This window comes from Salifodinibacter halophilus, assembly GCA_012999515.1.
Taxonomy (GTDB): domain Bacteria; phylum Pseudomonadota; class Gammaproteobacteria; order Nevskiales; family Salinisphaeraceae; genus Salifodinibacter; species Salifodinibacter halophilus.
Genome location: JABEEB010000001.1, coordinates 1366246 through 1385199, shown reverse-complemented (window position 1 = coordinate 1385199; position 18954 = coordinate 1366246). Strand labels below are relative to the sequence as shown.

15 protein-coding genes are annotated in these 18954 nt (G+C 59.7%); 13 read left to right on the top strand and 2 right to left on the bottom strand.

Annotated elements, in window-relative coordinates:
- Positions 1–54 precede the first annotated feature (54 nt).
- Positions 55–450 carry a RidA family protein gene (locus tag HKX41_06330; protein NNC23770.1) on the top strand — a complete coding sequence of 132 codons (396 nt, stop codon included), beginning with the start codon at positions 55–57 and terminating at the stop codon, positions 448–450.
- A complete protein-coding gene (gene recG, locus HKX41_06325; protein NNC23769.1) occupies positions 428–2554 on the top strand; it encodes an ATP-dependent DNA helicase RecG in 2127 nt (708 codons plus the stop codon). Before HKX41_06330 ends, recG begins: the two co-directional genes overlap by 23 nt.
- 70 nt (positions 2555–2624) lie before the next feature.
- On the opposite strand, the gene HKX41_06320 is transcribed toward recG, so the two are convergent.
- Entirely contained in the window at positions 2625–3179 is a 555-nt protein-coding gene (locus tag HKX41_06320; protein NNC23768.1) for a ComF family protein, read from the bottom strand.
- Between the two features lie 219 nt (positions 3180–3398).
- On the opposite strand from HKX41_06320, the gene bioB reads away from it, so the two are divergent.
- The 3 genes from bioB (at position 3399) to HKX41_06305 (ending at position 6804) form a co-directional block, all read left to right on the top strand.
- Complete coding sequence (gene bioB, locus HKX41_06315; protein ID NNC23767.1) at positions 3399–4397, top strand: biotin synthase BioB; 999 nt, start codon at positions 3399–3401, stop codon at positions 4395–4397.
- A 127-nt stretch (positions 4398–4524) separates the two neighbouring features.
- Complete coding sequence (locus HKX41_06310) at positions 4525–5769, top strand: hypothetical protein (GenBank protein ID NNC23766.1); 1245 nt, start codon at positions 4525–4527, stop codon at positions 5767–5769.
- A 126-nt stretch (positions 5770–5895) separates the two neighbouring features.
- Positions 5896–6804 (top strand): protoheme IX farnesyltransferase, encoded by a 909-nt coding sequence (locus HKX41_06305; GenBank protein NNC23765.1) that lies wholly within the window; start codon positions 5896–5898, stop codon positions 6802–6804.
- Positions 6805–6824: 20 nt separating this feature from the next.
- Here the strand turns inward: HKX41_06305 and HKX41_06300 are convergent, their stop codons facing one another.
- Positions 6825–7436 (bottom strand): hypothetical protein, encoded by a 612-nt coding sequence (locus tag HKX41_06300; GenBank protein NNC23764.1) that lies wholly within the window; start codon positions 7434–7436, stop codon positions 6825–6827.
- A gap of 209 nt (positions 7437–7645) precedes the next feature.
- Here HKX41_06300 and HKX41_06295 point away from each other — a divergent pair, with 209 nt between their 5' ends.
- From HKX41_06295 to eda, 8 genes are all read left to right on the top strand, one after another.
- Positions 7646–9487: an assimilatory sulfite reductase (NADPH) flavoprotein subunit gene (locus HKX41_06295; protein NNC23763.1), complete on the top strand. Its 1842-nt coding sequence runs from the start codon at positions 7646–7648 to the stop codon at positions 9485–9487.
- Between the two features lie 57 nt (positions 9488–9544).
- Complete coding sequence (locus HKX41_06290; protein ID NNC23762.1) at positions 9545–11260, top strand: NADPH-dependent assimilatory sulfite reductase hemoprotein subunit; 1716 nt, start codon at positions 9545–9547, stop codon at positions 11258–11260.
- A 496-nt stretch (positions 11261–11756) separates the two neighbouring features.
- Complete coding sequence (locus HKX41_06285) at positions 11757–13313, top strand: hypothetical protein (protein NNC23761.1); 1557 nt, start codon at positions 11757–11759, stop codon at positions 13311–13313.
- Positions 13314–13425: 112 nt separating this feature from the next.
- The gene (locus tag HKX41_06280) at positions 13426–14199 is read left to right on the top strand and encodes a YrhK family protein (protein ID NNC23760.1); all 774 of its coding nucleotides are present in this window, start codon (positions 13426–13428) and stop codon (positions 14197–14199) included.
- 98 nt (positions 14200–14297) lie between these two features.
- Positions 14298–15770, top strand: a complete 1473-nt coding sequence (gene zwf / locus HKX41_06275; protein ID NNC23759.1) for a glucose-6-phosphate dehydrogenase — start codon at positions 14298–14300, stop codon at positions 15768–15770.
- 4 nt (positions 15771–15774) lie between these two features.
- The gene (gene pgl, locus HKX41_06270; GenBank protein NNC23758.1) at positions 15775–16464 is read left to right on the top strand and encodes a 6-phosphogluconolactonase; all 690 of its coding nucleotides are present in this window, start codon (positions 15775–15777) and stop codon (positions 16462–16464) included.
- Between the two features lie 16 nt (positions 16465–16480).
- Positions 16481–18310 (top strand): phosphogluconate dehydratase, encoded by a 1830-nt coding sequence (locus HKX41_06265; protein ID NNC23757.1) that lies wholly within the window; start codon positions 16481–16483, stop codon positions 18308–18310.
- Complete coding sequence (gene eda, locus HKX41_06260) at positions 18310–18939, top strand: bifunctional 4-hydroxy-2-oxoglutarate aldolase/2-dehydro-3-deoxy-phosphogluconate aldolase (GenBank protein NNC23756.1); 630 nt, start codon at positions 18310–18312, stop codon at positions 18937–18939. Before HKX41_06265 ends, eda begins: the two co-directional genes overlap by 1 nt.
- The last annotated feature ends 15 nt before the right edge of the window (positions 18940–18954 follow it).

The window sequence follows — 18954 nt, the reverse complement described above, 5'->3', positions numbered from 1 at the left end:
TGGTTGTTAACACGGCCTAGAATAGGCCCGTCATTTACCGTCGGATTATCTGCAATGTCGAACTCTACCGCCCAGCGTCCCATCAATACGGACAATGCGCCCGCCGCAATCGGTCCATACAGCCAGGCGTTTGCCGTTGGCGAGACGGTTTACGTCTCCGGTCAAATCCCACTTGACCCGGCTACCGGCGCACTCGTCGAAGGCGATCTCCGCGCCCAGACAGAGCGCGTTTTCGATAGTCTCGAGGCGATCGCAGCGGCGGCCGGCGGTAGTTTGTCGGATGCCGTGCGTATCGGGATCTATCTGACGGATATGTCGGGCTTTGGTGTGGTTAACGAGGTCATGGCCGAGCGGCTGGCCGAGCCGTACCCGTCGCGCGCGGCGATCGGGGTCGCCGAATTGCCGAAAGGCGCCGCGGTCGAGGCCGATGCCATCCTCGTCATCGGCTAATACGAAATCGGCCAAGGCGGATCCCGGCCGTCCATGCCGGGCTAGCGATAGCGTCCAGACACTGGCCGGTGTCGGGCCGAAGCTTACCGAGCGACTGACCGCGCTCGGTATTGTCAGCGTCGGCGATCTACTACTGCACCGACCGCTTCGCTATGAAGACCGCACCCAACTAACGCCGGTGCGCCAGTTAGTCGCTGGTGAGCCGGCGTTGGTGCTCGTGCGTGTAATCAATGCCGATGTGCGGATTGGCCGCCGGCGCAGCTTATGTGTCGATGCCGAAGACGATAGCGGTCACCTGCTTATTCGTCTGTTTCATTTTTCGCCTAGTCAGCAAGCTCGATTCACCTCCGGTGCGTGGCTGCGTCTTTTCGGCCAGCCGCGTGCGAGTGGCTTTGGGGTCGAGATGGTGCACCCGGAGATTGAGTTCGTCGCCGGTCGTGAAGAAGGGCAGGCGTTCGAGCCGGCCTTGGTGCCGGTCTATCCCGCCACGGCCGGTTTAACGCAAAAACGGTTGCGAGGACTCGTTGATCAGGCGCTGGACGCGCTGGCCAAGCCCGGCTTTTGGCCTGACCAGCTGCCTGCGGACCTGGCCGTCGGCTGGGGGAAGCAGTCTCCCGCGGACGCGCTGCGTCTGATCCACGCGCCGTCGGCTCAGGCTGACTGCAACGCACTAATCGACGGGCAGCATCCCGCGGTTGCCCGTTTGGCATTCGAGGAATTGCTGGCTCATCAACTGCAACTACGCGCGCGCCGCCAACAGGTGCGAGGCTACGCTGCCCCCCGGCTCGGTGACGCTGGACGCGGCTTAGCGCCGTTGTTCGACCAACTGGGATTTGCGCCAACCGATGCGCAGCGGCGTGTGATCGGTGAGATTCTAGCCGACATGGCGGTCGCCCATCCGATGCTTCGGCTATTGCAGGGAGATGTCGGTTCCGGGAAGACCGTGGTTGCGGCGGCGGCGGTGCTAACCGCCGTTGAAAATGGCTGGCAGGCCGCGTTGATGGCGCCCACGGAAATGCTGGCCCAGCAACATTACGAGACCCTGTCTGCCTGGTTGGAACCGCTGGGCGTGGCTGTCTGGCGCGTGACCGGTAAACGCGCGCGTTCGGACGAAGTGGCTCAAACGATTGCCGCCGGGTCGGCTGGTGTGGCGGTAGGTACTCACGCGCTGTTCGAAAAAGGCGTCGATTTTGGGCGGCTCGGGTTGTGCGTGGTCGACGAACAGCACCGCTTCGGTGTCGACCAGCGATTGGCGTTGACCAATCAGGCCGGCGCCACGACACGTCCGCACCAGCTCATCATGACCGCTACGCCCATCCCGCGTACGCTGGCCATGAGCCACTATGCCGATCTCGATACCTCGACGATCGATACGTTGCCGCCGGGGCGCACGCCGATCGCCACCGTGGCATTGCCGAACACGCGGCGTGACGAGATCATCGAGCGCATTGGCCGTGCCGTGGCCGACGGCCGCCAAGTCTACTGGGTCTGCACGTTGATCGAAGACAGCGATAAGCTCGAGGCCCAAGCTGCCGAAGCCAGTGCCGACCTTCTGGCACAAGCGCTGCCGAATGCACGGATTGGGCTGGCCCACGGCCGTTTGGCCAACACCGACAAGCAAAATGTCATGACCAATTTCGCGAGCGGCATGATCGACGTGCTTGTGGCCACGACGGTCATCGAAGTTGGTGTCGATGTGCCCAATGCATCGCTTATGATCATTGAAAATGCCGAGCGGCTTGGACTTGCCCAGTTGCATCAACTGCGCGGGCGGGTTGGCCGCGGCTCGGTGGCGAGCCATTGTGTGCTGGTTTATCAGCCGCCGTTGTCGGAGACCGCGCGCCAACGTTTGATCGCACTGCGCGATACAGGCGATGGCTTCGAAATCGCGCGTGCCGATCTGGCCTTGCGTGGGCCGGGTGAGGTGCTCGGTACGCGCCAGACCGGCGCGGCCAGTTTTCGTATCGCCGATCTTGGTCGTGATCAGGCACTGGCCGAATCGGCCGCACGGCAGGCCGATGACGTATTGGCCTACCATCCGCGCGAAGCCGAAGCCCTAATCGAGCGCTGGACGGCTGCTACAGACGACTACGTTGCTGTCTAACCAGAAATAGTCCGGTCCAACGATGTCGACGGCGGCGAGCAGTCGATGGCGCTGTCGGTATCGTTTGGCGCTAAACGGTGGCACGCGCTACGCAATAAACCGAGACGCTTGCGGCACCGGCTCGCCGGAGTTCGCGGGCGAGTTCCGCTGCGGTCGCGCCCGTGGTCACCACGTCGTCAACAAGCGCGATCCGCCGGCCGGCGATCTCCGTGCGACAGGAGAATGCGCCCCGCAGGTTGGTGCGGCGCTGCTTAGCGGTCAGTGTGCTCTGGGCCGGAGTGTCGGCGATACGCGATATAAGCCGACAGTCAAGCGCGAGGCCAGTTCGACGCGCAATCAGCCGCGCTAACAATTCGGCCTGGTTGAAGCCGCGTCGCCTATAGTCGGCATCGTGCAAAGGCACGGGTATGAGTACATCGGGGACCGGCTCGAGGGCCTGATCGATGCGGCTCGCAAGCCCGGCAGCCAACAATCGCGCGTATTCGCGTCGGCCGCGGAATTTCAGGCCGGTAATCAGCCAGCGTATCGGTTCTTGATACGTGAACGCGGCGACGGCGTTATCGAAGGATGGATGGCGTTGGCAATCGCTGCAAACGGTGGCAGCGGCGTTGGCTGGTAATGGCACCGCACAGTACCGGCAGGCCCGCGCTAGAAACGGCAAATCGTGCCAGCAGCCATCGCAACACCCACTGTCGTTAGCAGTTCGTGCGCGGCAAAGGACACAGTGGTTACCGAACACAAAAAGATTAATATTTAACCAATTGTAAAAAATATTTAATTTCATTTTTTGACAAAGGCGTGGAGACAGGCGAAGCTCGCGCTGAAATTGACAACCTGGGAGACTATGACACCGGCTAACGATATCGGATGGTCGTTCGCTGCCATCGCTGATCTACTGGCTTCACCGCTAAGTGATCTCATCTACCGCGCGCAACGCGTGCATCGCGACAAATTCGATCCGAATTCGGTTCAACTATCGACGTTAGCTTCCATTAAGACGGGAGCTTGTCCGGAAGATTGCGCTTACTGCCCGCAGAGCGTGCGGTTCCAGACCCACGTCGAGCCCGAAAAATTGATGCCGGTCGAGGAGGTGCGGGCTGCCGCTGGCCGGGCGCGCGCCGCCGGCGCTACCCGTTTTTGCATGGGCGCGGCTTGGCGGGCGCCAAGCGACGCCAACCTCGAACGCGTCATTGAGCGTCTCGAAGCCGTCCAGGCCGAAGGATTGGAGACGTGCATCACCCTCGGCATGCTGACCGCGCGCCAAGCCGAGCGTTTGGCCGAGGCCGGGCTGGATTATTACAACCATAATCTGGATACGTCGCCGGCGCACTACGAACGGATCATCACCACACGGACCTATGACGACCGGCTAGAGACGTTGGCCAATGTGGCCGAGGCGGGATTGAAGGTCTGCTGCGGCGGCATCCTGGGGATGGGTGAGACGACCAACGAACGTGCCGAGTTAATCCGGCAATTGGCCACGCTGGAGCCGCAACCGGAAAGCGTACCCATTAACAACCTCATCCGTGTGCCTGGCACGCCACTGGCTGACGCCGAGCCGATCGACCCGTTCGATTTCGTACGCGTGATCGCCGTTGCGCGTATCACCATGCCCGGCGCCTATGTGCGTTTGTCCGCCGGGCGTGACGACATGAACGATGCCACCCAGGCGCTATGTTTCCTCGCCGGGGCCAATTCGATCTTCTACGGCGACAGCTTGTTAACCACCGATAACCCGAGCCACCGGGCTGATCTTGCGTTGCTCGACCGACTTGGGATCGAGCCTGAAACACAAGTGGATGCTCGAGCCAAGACAAACGAAGTTGATGCCCATGTATCTTAGAAATTATGGCTTGGTCACCGTGCGTCCGGCCCCGGCCCCGGCCCCGGCCCCGGCCCCGGCCCCGGCGTCGCTCGTCTCGTTGATCGTAGTAATTGCCGTTTCGGTAGCACCATCGGTTTCGGCCTCTGTGAAAACAAAAACGTCGAAGCTCGACAAGTTGAAAAAACAGCTCGATCACTTACAGGCTGAGATACATAGCCTCAAAAAGGCGCAGCGCCGTGGCAAGCCCTCGGCCGATGCGACAACCGATACAGCCGAGATCGAAGACGGTGGCTCGCAACAACATAGCCGGCCCAACAAAACACTGACACTGGGCGGCTCGGCAACTGTCGAGTACGAGAAAAAACAGTCGGCGCTCGACAACACGGCCGGTGGCAGCGCGAGCTTCGGTCGTGTGGTGTTCAATGCGCAGGGGCAGTACAAGCGCTGGTCGTTCGGCCTTGAGCAGCGCTTCTACAATTTCGAGAACGGCGATATCTTCCACTATGGGTGGGCGGCACGCGACTTCGGCGCGGCCGATCAGCACCGCTTTAAGGCAGGCTTCTACCAAGTGCCGTTCGGTAACCTGCGTTACGGCTTTTACGGCTTCTGGGGAAGCTTGGCCCACTTCACGGGCTACACCAATAATCAGGCTGCTGGCGTTGGTTATCGCTATGAGCGCGGGCCGTGGCGGTTCGATGCCGACGTCTTCAAAAACGACGATGCCGGTCAGCATGCGACTTATGGCACCAACCCGTCCGGGGGATATGAGCGTATCAACGGTCTTAACCTGCGCACGGCCTATACCACCGGCGCACGCGACGGCGATCATGCGACCTTCTCGTTTGCCGCCCGCGGTGGTCGGCTGTCGGTCGGCGCACACGAGGCCGGCGGCCATCGCTTCGCATTGACTGCCGGTGCAGCAGGTGACTATGGGCCTTGGGGGTTCCAGGCCCAAATCGTCCAGTTCAATTTCGACGTGCCGGATGGCCAGCGTTTTGAGGGCACGTCGCTGCCGACCGACTCGGTTGCGATCGAGCACTACGGTTTCCCGTCGCGACTGCCGGCGCGTGGCCAGATTTATGGCTTAAACATAGCGCGCCGACTACCCGCGCTTGGCGGTGACGATGTAAGTTTCAAGCTCTACAACGATGCGGGTTATCTTCACTCGGATGAGGGCGAATTTGACGCTGCCGGCCAGCGCATCGGTGATACGGCCTTCAACGTTACGGGGTTGGCGGTCCACCACGGCCCGTTGTTTGTCTGGCTTGAAGGCATTGCGGGGCGCAATGCGGGGCTGGCTGGTATTGGGCCGAACGATGGCAACTGGCACTGGCAAGCCAACGTGACTTTTGGCCTTTTCTTTGAAGGCGAGATCGACGCGGCATTATAAATAGTGCCGCATCCGGAGGTTGGGAGATCGGGGTGGCGATGGCTGGATGTCATGGACCGGGCTAACGAGTCGGCCCGGTTGCTATCATTGGTGACAATCACGCCGCCCGCCAGTCAATTCGACCCCATGGCCAAGACAAAACCCGCACACACCGGCGACTGGTCGCAACGCCTCGGCGACTATTACGAGCTGTGCAAACCCCGCGTGGTGATGCTGATTGTCTTCACGGCGATCATCGGCATGCTGCTCGCGGCGCCGGGCGTTGTGCCGATCGCTCCGTTCGTGTTCGGCACGCTCGGCATCACGCTGATGGCCGCCTCAGCTGCGGCCGTTAATCAGATTCTGGATCGGCGCGTGGATGCGCACATGGCGCGCACCAATAAGCGGCCGATCGTCACGGGGCATATTGATATGCCCCGTGCGATCGCTTTTGCGGTGTTGCTTGGCGCCTCGGGGATGGCGGTCTTGTTGACACTGGTCAATGCGCTGACAGCTTGGCTCACCCTGGCGACGCTTGTCGGCTATGCTGGGATTTATACGGTCTACTTGAAGCGTGCTACACCGCAGAATATCGTCATCGGCGGTGCCTCGGGCGCGGCGCCGCCGCTGCTCGGCTGGGCTGCGATGACAGGCGAAGTCGGTATCGACGCGCTTGTGTTGTTTCTAATCATCTTTGTGTGGACGCCGCCGCATTTCTGGGCGCTGGCCATCGAGCGCTATACCGAATACGCCGACGCCGACATCCCGATGTTGCCGGTCACCCATGGCGTCGAGCACACGCGGACGCAGGTGCTCGTTTATAGCGTTGTACTGTTTGTGGTGTCGTTGCTGCCGTTTGCCGTCGGCATGAGTGGCTGGCTGTACCTGATCGCGACCATCGGCTTATCTGGTTGGTTCGTTTTTCACGCTGTTCGTTTGAAATTCGCGCGGCGGTCAGGCCTCGGTATGCGGATGTTTGGTTATTCCATCATCTATCTAATGGCGCTGTTTCTAGCGTTGTTGCTCGATCACTACCTCGCGTGGTTCATCGCGTAGGTCGGGCCGGGCTGGTCGCGTTAGAATGGCCACCACCAGTGGCCCCGGTTTTCCAGCTCCTGGCGGCAACTCGCCAATTGGCGGTTATAGCGGTTGGCTGTTTGGGCCACGTTGCGCGCGACGCGCTGAATCTTGGGATGGCCGCGATAAGCGCCGCGCTGATAGCCGGCTTGGCCGAAGTAATAGGCCAGATATTGCCGGCGTGCGGCGCGCATCGGGATGCCGAGCTTCTTGTGTGTGACGGTCATGTACCAGCCGACGAAGTTGGTTGCGTCGCCGAAATCGTCGCGGTCGGCGCCGCCGTTGCCCGTGGCGTTTTCATAGCGTTCCCAGGTCGCATCCAGGGCCTGCGTATAGCCGTAGGCTGAAGATATGTGCCCCCAGGGAATGAAGCCGAGCACGTAGTTCCGGGCCGGTTTGGCTTGGGCCTGGTACCCGGATTCTTGATGGATGATCGCCATCTGTACGGGGATTGGGGCTCGCCAGCGATCGGCTGACTGCTTGGCGTTACTGTACCAATCGTCTTTTTCGCGGAAGATCGAACAGACATTCGATGGGTTTTGTGGCGGTGCTGTCACGCAGCCGGCCACTAGAGTGCCCATCAAGATTACGGTTAACCATCCCCAGCGCATGACGGGATCCTAGCAGAGGAGGCTTTGCGAGCACATGTAGTTGATGCCGATAATACGCTACTGGGGCGGCGGTGTAGGCCGGGATAGGGCGCTGACACGCCGGCGTCAAATCGTTGCGTAATAAAAAAAGAATAAAATAGACGTTTTATTTTGAATAACCAGCCCGACAATGGGGGCTGAATGGTTTCGGGAGTGAGCGCCATAACGCCATGACTGGGAAATCGGTTGACGAATATACGAGCCCGCTGGACGCTAATCAGGCCGAGACGCTGAATACGCTGATTCAGAGTCTGAGCGCCAATCAGCTAACGTGGATTAGTGGATACTTGGCGGGTATTAATGCCGATAGTGCCGCGGGCGCGGTTGCCACGCCCCAGGCTGCGGCTGCACCGGTAGCGGCCAGCGCGACCGATGAGTCGTTGACTGTGCTTTATGGCTCGCAGACCGGCAACGCTGAAGACGTAGCAGAGCAGTTCGTCGAGCGCGCACAAGCCGAAGGCTTGAATGCCACGGCCCAAGACATGCTCGACTATAAGCCGAAAAACCTGAAATCCGAGAAAAATATTGTGGTGCTTGCCTCGACCCACGGCGAGGGCGAACCACCGGACAATGCCGAGGAACTGCACGAACTCATTTTCTCGAAAAAAGCGCCGAAACTGGATGGCGTGCGTTACTCGGTGCTGGCTTTCGGCGACACCAGCTACGATAATTTTTGCCAGACCGGCAAGGACTTCGACCGCCAGCTCGAAGCACTCGGTGCCGAGCGCGTCGCCGAGCGCGTCGATCTCGATGTGGATTTTGATGATCCGGCCGAGACCTGGATCGGCAATGTGGTCGAAACGTTCAAGGAGCAACTCGGCGGTGCGACTGCAGCAGCCGACGCCCATCCGACAGTCACGCCGATGCATAGCGCGAACACTCAGTCGGGGGGTGATACTTATTCGCGCAAGAATCCGTATACGACCGAGGTCTTAACCAACGTCACCCTGAACGGCCGCGGTTCGCCCCGGGAAGTCCGCCACATCGAGCTCGATACCGAGGATAGCGGCCTGGTATGGGAGCCGGGCGATTCGCTGGGCATCCTGCCGGAAAACGACCCTGACGTGGTCGCGGAACTGATCGAAATCTTGGGCCTGTCGCCGGCCGACGAAGTGACTGGCACCGACGGTGAAACGACGTTGGAAGACGCGCTCACGCGCGACTACGAGATCACCACGCTGACGCGGCCGTTTGTGGAAGCATATGCCCACCATGCCGACAGCGACGAGTTAAGCGCCATGCTTGGTGAAGATCGGCGAGAAGAGTTGTCGGCGTATATGGCGGGGCGCTATATCGTTGATTTAGTCCGGGATTACCCGATCACGGGCGTAACTGCGGCCGAATTCGTGCGTCTGCTGCGTAAGCTGCCGCCGCGGCTGTATTCGATCGCTTCGAGTTATACCGCCAACCCCGATGAAGTTCATTTGACGGTCGATGCACTTCGTTACGAGGCCCACGGCCGCACGCGCTATGGGGTCGCCTCGGTACAACTCGCCGACCGCAGCGATGACGCGAAGCTGCCGGTCTATATTGACCATAATAAGAACTTCAAGCTGCCGGCCGACGATGTGCCGATCATCATGATCGGTCCGGGGACCGGCATTGCGCCGTTTCGCGCCTTCCTGGAAGAACGTGAAGAACGTGAGGCCACGGGCGCCAACTGGCTTTTCTTCGGCGCTCCGCATTTTAGAACCGATTTCTATTACCAGACTGACTGGTTGCGCTGGCGCCGTGAAGGGCTTTTGACGCGCATGGATGTTGCGTTTTCACGCGACCAGTCTGACAAGGTCTACGTTCAGCATAAGCTGCTTGCCGCCGCCGCCGAGATCTACGACTGGATTGAGCACGGCGCGGTTGTCTATGTTTGTGGTGACGCCGAAGCGATGGCCCATGACGTTCACAACGCACTGATCCGGATTATCGGCGACAATGCAGGTCTATCCGAGGACGACGCAGCGGCGCGCCTGAAGCAGCTGCAAAAAGACAAGCGCTACCAACGCGACGTTTATTGATTAATTATGGGCAAGGCGCTACGCGCCAGCCGTGTGCCACCGAAGTAGCGAATCATCATGAACGACAACGCTAAGCTGTCGAACGTCGAGCATATCAAGCTGGAATCCAATTACCTGCGCGGGACTATCGAGGCGGGTCTCGCGGATGAGTTGACCGGTGCGATCGCCGACGACGACACGCAACTGACCAAGTTTCACGGTTTCTACCAGCAGGACGATCGCGACGTCCGCTCCGAGCGCAAACACCAAAAACTGGAGCCTTATTACCAGTTCATGGTGCGCATGCGTTTACCGGCTGGCACGCTTACGCCCGCCCAGTGGCTTGCTTGCGACGATATCGCCGATAACTACGGCAATGAAACACTTCGCATCACCACGCGCCAGACGTTCCAGTTCCACGGCGTGGCCAAGCACAATCTGAAGCCGCTAATCCAGGCGCTCGATGCTGTCGATCTGGATAGCAAGGGCGGCTGCGGCGACGATAACCGTAATGTCATCGCTAACGCCAACCCGCACGAATCGGCGTTGCACCGTGAAATCCACGACTGGTCGCACCGCATCAGCGAACGACTGATGTGGCGCTCGCGAGCCTACGATGAGCTGTGGCTGGATGCGCCAGTTTCCGACGAGCCCGAGCATGAGCCGCTTTACGGCACGTCCTATCTGCCGCGCAAATTCAAAGTAGGGATCGCGATCCCGCCGGAGAATGATTGCGACGTCCTGGCCAATGACATCGGCTTGATCGCGATCGTCGAAAACGGTGAGTTGGCTGGTTTCAACGTCGCTGTCGGCGGCGGTATGGGCATGACCCACGGCGAAACTGCGACCTATCCACGGCTGGCCAGCGTTATCGGTTTTGCCACACCGGACCAAATTTTGGATACGGTCGAAACCCTGGTCGCTATTCAACGCGACTATGGCGACCGCGAAAACCGCAAGCACGCGCGCTTCAAATACACCATCGACGACCATGGCGTGGATTGGTTGCACGCGCAGCTCGCCGAACGCGCCGACCTTGCCTTGAGCGAGCCGCGTAGCTACCAGTTCGACCGCAACGGCGATCCACTTGGCTGGCGGCAGGCCGAAAACGGCCGTTGGCACGTCACGTTATTCGTCGAAAACGGCCGCATCGCCGATTTCGACGATGGGCAGCGGCTGAAATCCGGCTTTCGCGCACTAGCCGATGCGCACGAAGGCGAATTTCGCATGACCTGCAATCACAACGTAATCGTGGCCAACATCGCCGACGACGCGTGTGCCGAGATCGAACGCATTATCCGTGACTACAGGTTGGATGACGGAGGCTCGCTGTCGCGTCTGCGCTACAGTGCCATGTCGTGTGTCGCGTTTCCGACCTGCGGTATGGCCATGGCCGAATCCGAACGCTACCTGCCGCAACTTATCGACAAGATCCAGGCGGTGCAGGAAGATGCTGGCATCGGTGATAATGCGATTGTCGTGCGTATGACTGGCTGTCCGAACGGCTGTGCGCGTCCTTACAACGCGGAAATCGCGTTTGTTGGCAAAGCCGTGGGGAAATACAATGTCTACCTCGGCGGCGCTTGGAATGGCGAACGGTTGAACAAACTCTACCGTGAAAACATTGGCGAAGCCGAAATCCTGGCGGAGCTCACGCCGCTGATTAACCGTTATGCGGTCGAAGCCAGCGCCGGCGAACCCTTCGGCGACTTTGTGATCCGTGCGGGCGTTATCGCTGAAACGACGGCTGGCCTGGACTTTCACTCGCACATAGGCGAGCCGGCAACCGCTTGAGTTAAGCAGCGAGCGCGTGGGTGCGCGCGTAGCGACATTTTGAGAACGGAATGTGCGCGTTGTATCGGGTTTTGTGTATCTGGTGCTTTGCAAGAGCGAACATTTTTATACTCGATGTCGATCTACGACTAATGGCTAATGCGCATACACGATCATGCAGCCTGAATCAATATAATTTCGCAAAAAGTTTTTTTAAACAATTATTTAAAGAAACCATGTGATGCAGTGTTAATCTAAAAAGCGTAGGTGTCTGTCTTTTGGGGAGATACTGGATATGCCGCTCAGCCGTGACAGCGCCAATTTAAAGTCCTGAACTTCTTGACGCGCTTCGCACCACAGCATTAAATAACCACGCAGTAGCGCAGAGCAATCGGTATGATTCGTTCTGCGGGTGCCGTCGAACAGCGTGGGGTTGTACGGCGGTGGACAAGGAATTCGGGCTTTTAGTCCGTTGTCAGTCGCCTTTGTAAAGGCATCTACTCTGGAGGGAAGAACAGTGAATCACTCAAGCAAGCAAGCAGCGCGCACGGGTCGCTCCCGGCTAGCGTTGCAGATTTCGTTGGCCTTTGGGGCTTCGGCCGTCATGTTTGGCAGCTCGGCTTTGGCCGCGACCTCGTCGGATAGCGCCACTACGAATACGTTCCGCGACCAGTTCATCAACAATGTTGTGAAGGGCACCCGCGTCCACGGCCGGGCCGGTGTCTACGATTTTCGTCGTTGGCACGATGGCAACCAAGACGTGGATGACCGTCGGTCGACGGCCTACGGCGGTTATCTGGATCTGCACACCGGCATGGTCTACGGTTTCTCGGCCGGCGGTGAGTTCGTCTACACCGACAACTTCTACGATCCCGATAGCGGTAACTGGAACGGCAACCCGAATCTCGGGCCTAAATCCGGTGGCAGCTCTCTGACGACCTTCTCGGCTTTGTATGGGCAATACAACGCCCCCGGCTTCCAAGCCCGCGTTGGTCGGCAATTGGTCACCACGCCGTTTGCCAGCAACGACCGGTTCTCGTTCAACCCGCGCTCATTCGATGGTGCGTCGGTGATTATCGCGCCGTTCAAATGGATGGGTAAGAACCAGTCGTCGCTAACGTCCAATAGCGATCAAAGCGGCCAACGCGCCACTGCGCCCAGCCTCGACATGAACGCTTTCATGCCGCTGTCGGCCAGTGATGCGAATGGTCAGTCCTGGAAGATTTACGGTGCTAAGTTCTCCCGGACCAAATATCGTGCTCAACACGATGACTTCAGTGTAAACAACAACTTCTACGGCATCGATACCCCGGGGTTGTGGAGCATTGGTACCAGCTACCGTAAAAACACGCCGGAAGGTAACTACATCTTTCAGGCGTACCATCACACCTTCCAGGCAATCCAGAACCTGGAATACGTCGAAGCTGGCTATATCGCACCGGCGAAGGGCGAGACAAACTTTGCCCCGTATGTCCGGGCACAGTACGTCCGGGCGGACGATACGGATAACGCCAACGCGAAGATCCAAGACTATGGCGGTATCAAATCCGATATCTTCGGTCTGAAAGTTGGTTTCAAATCCGAATACGTCAACGGTTCGCTGCAGGCCAACTACTCGCCCGAGCATAATGGCACGCTCGGCGACGGCCAGATGCTGCATCCGTACTCGGATCTTTCCGGCTTCTTGTACACCGACACCATGAACAACGGTATGCAGGAAATCGGTCCTGGCTACGCCGTTGGCGGCTCGTTGGCCCTGAAACCTGGCTACGGCTTCGGTGTCTCGGTTGCGGGTGACTACTACCACGCCAAGGAAGGCAACGGCCACAGGTTCTATACCCTGAACTCCGGTGGGGATGCGAGTTGTGCTAGTGGTCCGCAGGATGTCGGCTCGGAGTGTGGCAGCGAAGATAGCTATGGCATCAATGTTGGCCTAAGCTATAACTTCGGTGAGCTCGACCCGGCGCTGTCCGGTCTGCACGTCTCCAATACGTTGGGTATCACCCACTTCGACAGCAATGTGGAGAAGTCGACCTTCTACGACAATCGTCTGCGGTTCTACTACACCTTCTAAGGTTGAGTTAGAACCAGCTGAACGGGCCCGGCCGATTTTTTCGGCCGGGCCTTTTTGTTTGTAGCGTGTTATTGGCTTGTTCTGGGCGTTATAAGCTACTGTCTATCTAGCGATGGCACATCTGGTTACCAACAGGCCGCGTGTCGGTAGTCCGCAAGTGGCTGACCCCGACCATCCCGCCCATGATTGGTGGGAGTTGGTCAGTCTTGTGGTTTATGAGCTCGGCGCCGCGCTCTTTATCGGCGGCAGTATCTTCTTTTTGCCGGCATTGGCGTCATCGCAGTTTGTCGGTGCCTGGCTGTTTCTGATCGGCTCGATTCTGTATTTAGTGGTTACTGGCCACGATCTGTTGGAAGTGGTCCGCTTTTGGCGTTTGTTTTTTACGCGCACGCTGGGGCAGACGCTCGAATTGCTCGCCTCTTTGAACTATGTCACCGGCTCGCTTTTGTTCGCGGTCGGCAGCGTGTTTTTCCTGCCGAGCTGGGACTGGCCAGTCGCCGGTGCCTGGCTGTTCGTGCTGGGGTCAGTCGCTTTTGTTGTGGGTGCCAGCATCAATTTGTTGCAGGTCTTTGAGTCGCCGACGCTGGCCTACCTCGAATTGTTCAACCTGACTGTTGCCTGGTTCGCCGTTGGTTCTGTGTTGTTTTTGGTCGCCTCGGTGCCGTATCTCTGGGATCTGCACAGCAATCGGGATGCCACGCTAGTGATGACCTATGCGGGCTTTGAATACATGGCCGGGAGTATCCTGTTTCTAAGCGGCGGCCTGATGATTCATTTGCGTTACCGGGTACGACGGCGCCACGCAGCCGCTGGTGGTTCGCGCACCAGTGTGTTGACCGAGTTCGTCCGACGAGAAGTCGATCGCTACGGCCGGCTTGGTTCTTAATATCGGGGTAACGAGCCGAACACGCCTGCCGTTTCGAGCTATGTTGCACAAATTAGTCGGGTTATACTGGGTCCTTTCCAACTGGCCCACATTGGTTTATGCCCGCTGAATTTATTCCGGTTTCCCCGTTCGATCTGGTCATTTTCGGCGGTACCGGTGATCTAGCGGCACGCAAGCTGCTGCCGGCGCTCTATCACCGTGACCGCGATGGACAACTATCCGAAGATAGCCGGATCATCGGCGTATCGCGCCGTGACTACTCCGACGGTGAGTATGTCCAATGGGTGGCCGATGTGTTGGCCGAGCATCTGGACGAACCCATACCGGACGACGAGGTCTGGCAGCGATTCACTGGCCGACTGGGGTACCAGTCGGTTGATGTTGCCAACGACACCGGCTGGTCCGATCTTGCCGGTAAACTCGGCGTCGAGCCGGACGGCCGCGTGCGTGTTTTCTATTTGGCAACAGCGGCCCAGCTTTATGGCTCTATCGCTAGAACGTTAGCCGATCAGGGGCTTGCCACCGAGAGCGCACGGATTGTGCTGGAAAAACCGGTTGGCTTCGACGAGCAATCGGCCCGGGCGATCAACGATGCGGTCGGCGCGGTGTTCGACGAGTCGCGGATTTTCCGCATCGACCACTATCTCGGCAAGGAAGCGGTTCAGAACCTGTTGGCCTTGCGGTTTGGCAATTCGATGTTCGAGCCGGTCTGGAACCGCAACCACATCGATCACGTCCAGATCACCGTGGCCGAGGATATCGGCGTGGAAGAGCGGCTCGATTTCTACGAACAGACCGGTGCGCTGCGCGATATGGTCCAGAACCATCTGCTGCAGCTGTTGTGCCTTGTGGCGATGGAGCCGCCGGCCAGCATGCACTACGACGACATCCGTAACGAGAAGATGAAAGTGCTGCGTGCACTGCGTCCCATTACGACCGAAAACTGTGCGGATGTCACCGTGCGTGGTCGTTATGCCGCCGGGATGATCGATGGCGAACCTGTCGATGCCTACGGTGCGGATACCGAGGCTGACCGTGAACTCGAAGCCGAGACATTCGTAGCGATCAAGGCTGAGCTGGATAGTTGGCGCTGGCGCGATACACCGTTTTATTTGCGCACCGGCAAGCGCATGGCGCAAAAATCCTCGAAGATCGTGTTTCAGTTTAAGCCGGTGCCGCACTCAATTTTTGGCGATCATTCGCTGGCGCCGAACACGCTGACACTGACGCTGCAGCCGGAAGAGGGCGTCAATCTCAAGTTGATGACCAAAGACCCCGGCCCGGGCGGCTTTCACATGACTTCGGTGCCGCTCAATTTAAGTTTTTCCGACGAGTTCGATGTGCGCTATCCGGATTCGTACGAGCGGTTGCTGATGGAAGTGCTGCGGGGTAACCCGGCGTTGTTCATGGGCCGCGAAGAAGTCGAATCGGCCTGGCAGTGGATCGATCAGATCGGCGCTGCTTGGCGCGACTCACGCCAGCATACGCAGTCGTACCTGGCTGGGAGTTGGGGGCCGCCGGACGGCTTCCTGTTGATCGATCGTGACGGGCGGCGCTGGCAGGACGAGTAGCACCGTGCACTACGTAAATGCATTTTCATCTCGGCCGGCGGCGGCAGCGGCACTGGCCAACACGGTCGCCGCCGATACCCGTGCCGGGGTGTCAGCCGCGGGCCGCGCGCGCATTGTGTTGTGTGGCGGTAGTTCACCAGTCGATATGTTCGCGTCGCTGGCCGCGACGCCGCTGGCCTGGGATCGAGTGACGATCATGCCGAGCGACGAGCGCTGGGTGTCGGTCGACCAAGACGCCAGCAACGAGCGATTGTTTCGCGAGAGAGTCCTGACTGGGATGGCCGCGGATGCTCAACTTCGGGGGCTGTATCGTGGCCAGCAAACGCCGCTTGAGGCCGCAGCCGAAGTTGACAACGAATTAGCCGCGATCGGCGACCCATTCGATCACGTCGTGCTCGGTATGGGGGGCGATGGCCATACAGCGTCGATTTTCCCGCATGCGGCCAATATTGAGGCCATGCTGGCCAGCAGTGGCCGTGTTGTGGTGCCCGACTTACCGGCCGGAGAAACCGCGCGTATCAGTCTCTCGGTGCCGAGGTTGACGCAGGCGCGCGCAATCAGCGTCCTGTTTTTCGGAGCTGATAAGTGGACAGTATTTGAACGCGCCGCAACCGGCGCGCCGCCCGGCGAGTTGCCGATCGCCGCTATTTTGAACAATGCGCCCGTGCCCGTGCGGGTTTTCTGGGCGCCTTAAATGCGCAGAGGTTGTTATGTCGATGAATGACACTGTCGCCCGTGTAACCGACCGAATCGTGGCCAGGAGCCGTGATTCGCGCGCCGATTATCTGGCGCGTATGGATGCCGCCGCGAAGCGTGGCCCGCACCGTGGTGAATTATCCTGCGGCAATCTCGCCCACGGTTTTGCGAGCTCTGGTCAGGCGGGCAAGGATGCACTGGCCGGTGAGCAACGGCCCAATATCGCGATTGTCTCAGCTTATAACGATATGCTGTCGGCCCACCAACCGCTTAAAGACTTTCCGGACATCATCAAGGACGCGGCCTGGCAGGCTGGCGGCGTGGCTCAGTTCGCCGGCGGTACGCCGGCCATGTGCGACGGCGTCACCCAAGGTCAGCCGGGTATGGAGCTGTCGCTGTTCTCGCGTGATGTGATCGCCATGGCGGCGGCCGTGGCGCTGTCGCACAACATGTTCGACGGCGCGATGTGTCTTGGTGTGTGCGACAAGATTGTGCCGGGGCTTTTGATTGGCTCGTTGTCCTATGGTCATCTGCCGTTCGTGTTCGCGCCGGCCGGCCCGATGACCTCGGGGCTGCCCAATCAGATGAAATCCAAGGTTCGCCAGCGGTTCGCCGCCGGCGAGATCGGCCGCGACGAACTCTTGAAAGCCGAGTCCATGTCCTATCATTCGCCCGGGACGTGCACCTTCTACGGTACTGCTAACAGCAACCAGTTGTTGATGGAGTTCATGGGGTTGCACATCCCGGGGACATCGTTTGTCAATCCCGGCACGCCGCTACGCGAGGCGGCGACACGGGCAGCGGCCGAGCAAGTCGTGGGCCTGACGGCGTTGGGCGACAACTACACGCCGCTGGCGCACGTGGTCGACGAAAAAGCCATCGTCAACGGCATGGTTGGGCTGCTGGCCTCGGGTGGTTCGACCAACCACACCATGCACCTCGTGGCGATCGCGCGCGCGGCCGGCATCGTTATCGATTGGGATGATTTTGCCGAGTTGTCGGCGATCACACCGTTGCTGGCGCGGGTGTATCCGAACGGCACCGCCGATGTTAACCACATGCGCGCGGCTGGTGGTATCCAATTGATGATTCGTTCGTTGCTGGACGCCGGTTTGCTGCACGAGGATGTGACCACCGTGGTTGGCGACGGGCTGTCGAACTATACGCGCGAGCCGTTCATCGAAAACGACGAGGTGGTCTGGCGCGAAGGTCCACACGCTAGCCATGACAGCGACGTGGTTCGCATGCCGGCTGAGCCGTTCGCGGATACGGGCGGCATCACGTTGCTCGAAGGCAATTTGGGGCGCGGTATCATCAAGGTCTCTGCGGTGGCGCACCAGCACCGTCGAGTGACGGCGCCGGCGCGTGTATTCGCCTCGCAGGAACACGTTCTGGATGCTTTCAAAGCCGGCGAACTGAACACCGACATGGTGGTCGTGATTCCTTATCAGGGCCCGAGAGGCAACGGCATGCCCGAGCTGCACAAGCTCACCCCCACGCTGACCAACCTTCAGGACGCTGGCCTCCACATCGCGTTGTTGACCGACGGCCGCATGTCCGGCGCGTCCGGCAAAGTGCCGGCTGCATTGCAGCTCACACCCGAAGGTTCGCGCGGCGGGCCGATCGCCAAGCTGCGCGATGGAGATCCGATCGTACTGGATGCCGAGGCCGGAACATTGGGGGTCGACGTGGATGCCGATACGCTGGCCGCGCGTGACCCCATCACGTTCGAGGATGCGCCGGAGACCGAGTTTGGCCTTGGGCGCGAGTTGTTTGCCTTTTTCCGCCAGAACGCGGCCACGGCCGAACAGGGTGCGGGCCCGGTATTACAAGGAGTGCCATGATGGCCGATATCGCCGAGATAATGACGCTGTCACCGGTAATTCCGGTGGTGACGGTTCAGGACGCCGACCAGGCCGTGTCGATCGCGCGTGCGTTGTCGGAAGGGGGCGTGTCGGTGATCGAAATCACACGGCGCACGTCGGCGGCGTTCGAGGCCATAGACGCTGTCAGGCGCGAATTACCCGAGATGCATGTCGGGGCTGGGACCGTCTGGACCGCCGAGCAGGCCGAACAGGCACTCGAAGCGGGTGCTCGGTTCATCGTCTCTCCGGGCGTTGCCGACGCGGTCGACGACGTCTGTCGCGAGCGCGGTGTCGCATATCTGCCGGGGGCGCAAACGGTCAGTGAGCTGGCACATCTGGCCGCGCGCGGCCGGTATTGCGCCAAGCTTTTCCCCGCGGCGGCGCTCGGTGGCCCAACGGCAATCAAGGCCTACGCCAGCGTGCACCCGGATATGACTTTCTGTCCCACGGGCGGAATCGACGCTGAAACCGCCGGTGACTATCTGGCGTTACCGAGTGTTGCCTGTGTCGGCGGGAGCTGGCTGACGCCGGCCGCCGCAGTCAAAGCCGGCGATTGGGATGCCGTGCGTTTGGAAGCCAAAAACACCGGTCATTTGAAAACCGCTTAAATATGCGCGGCGCAG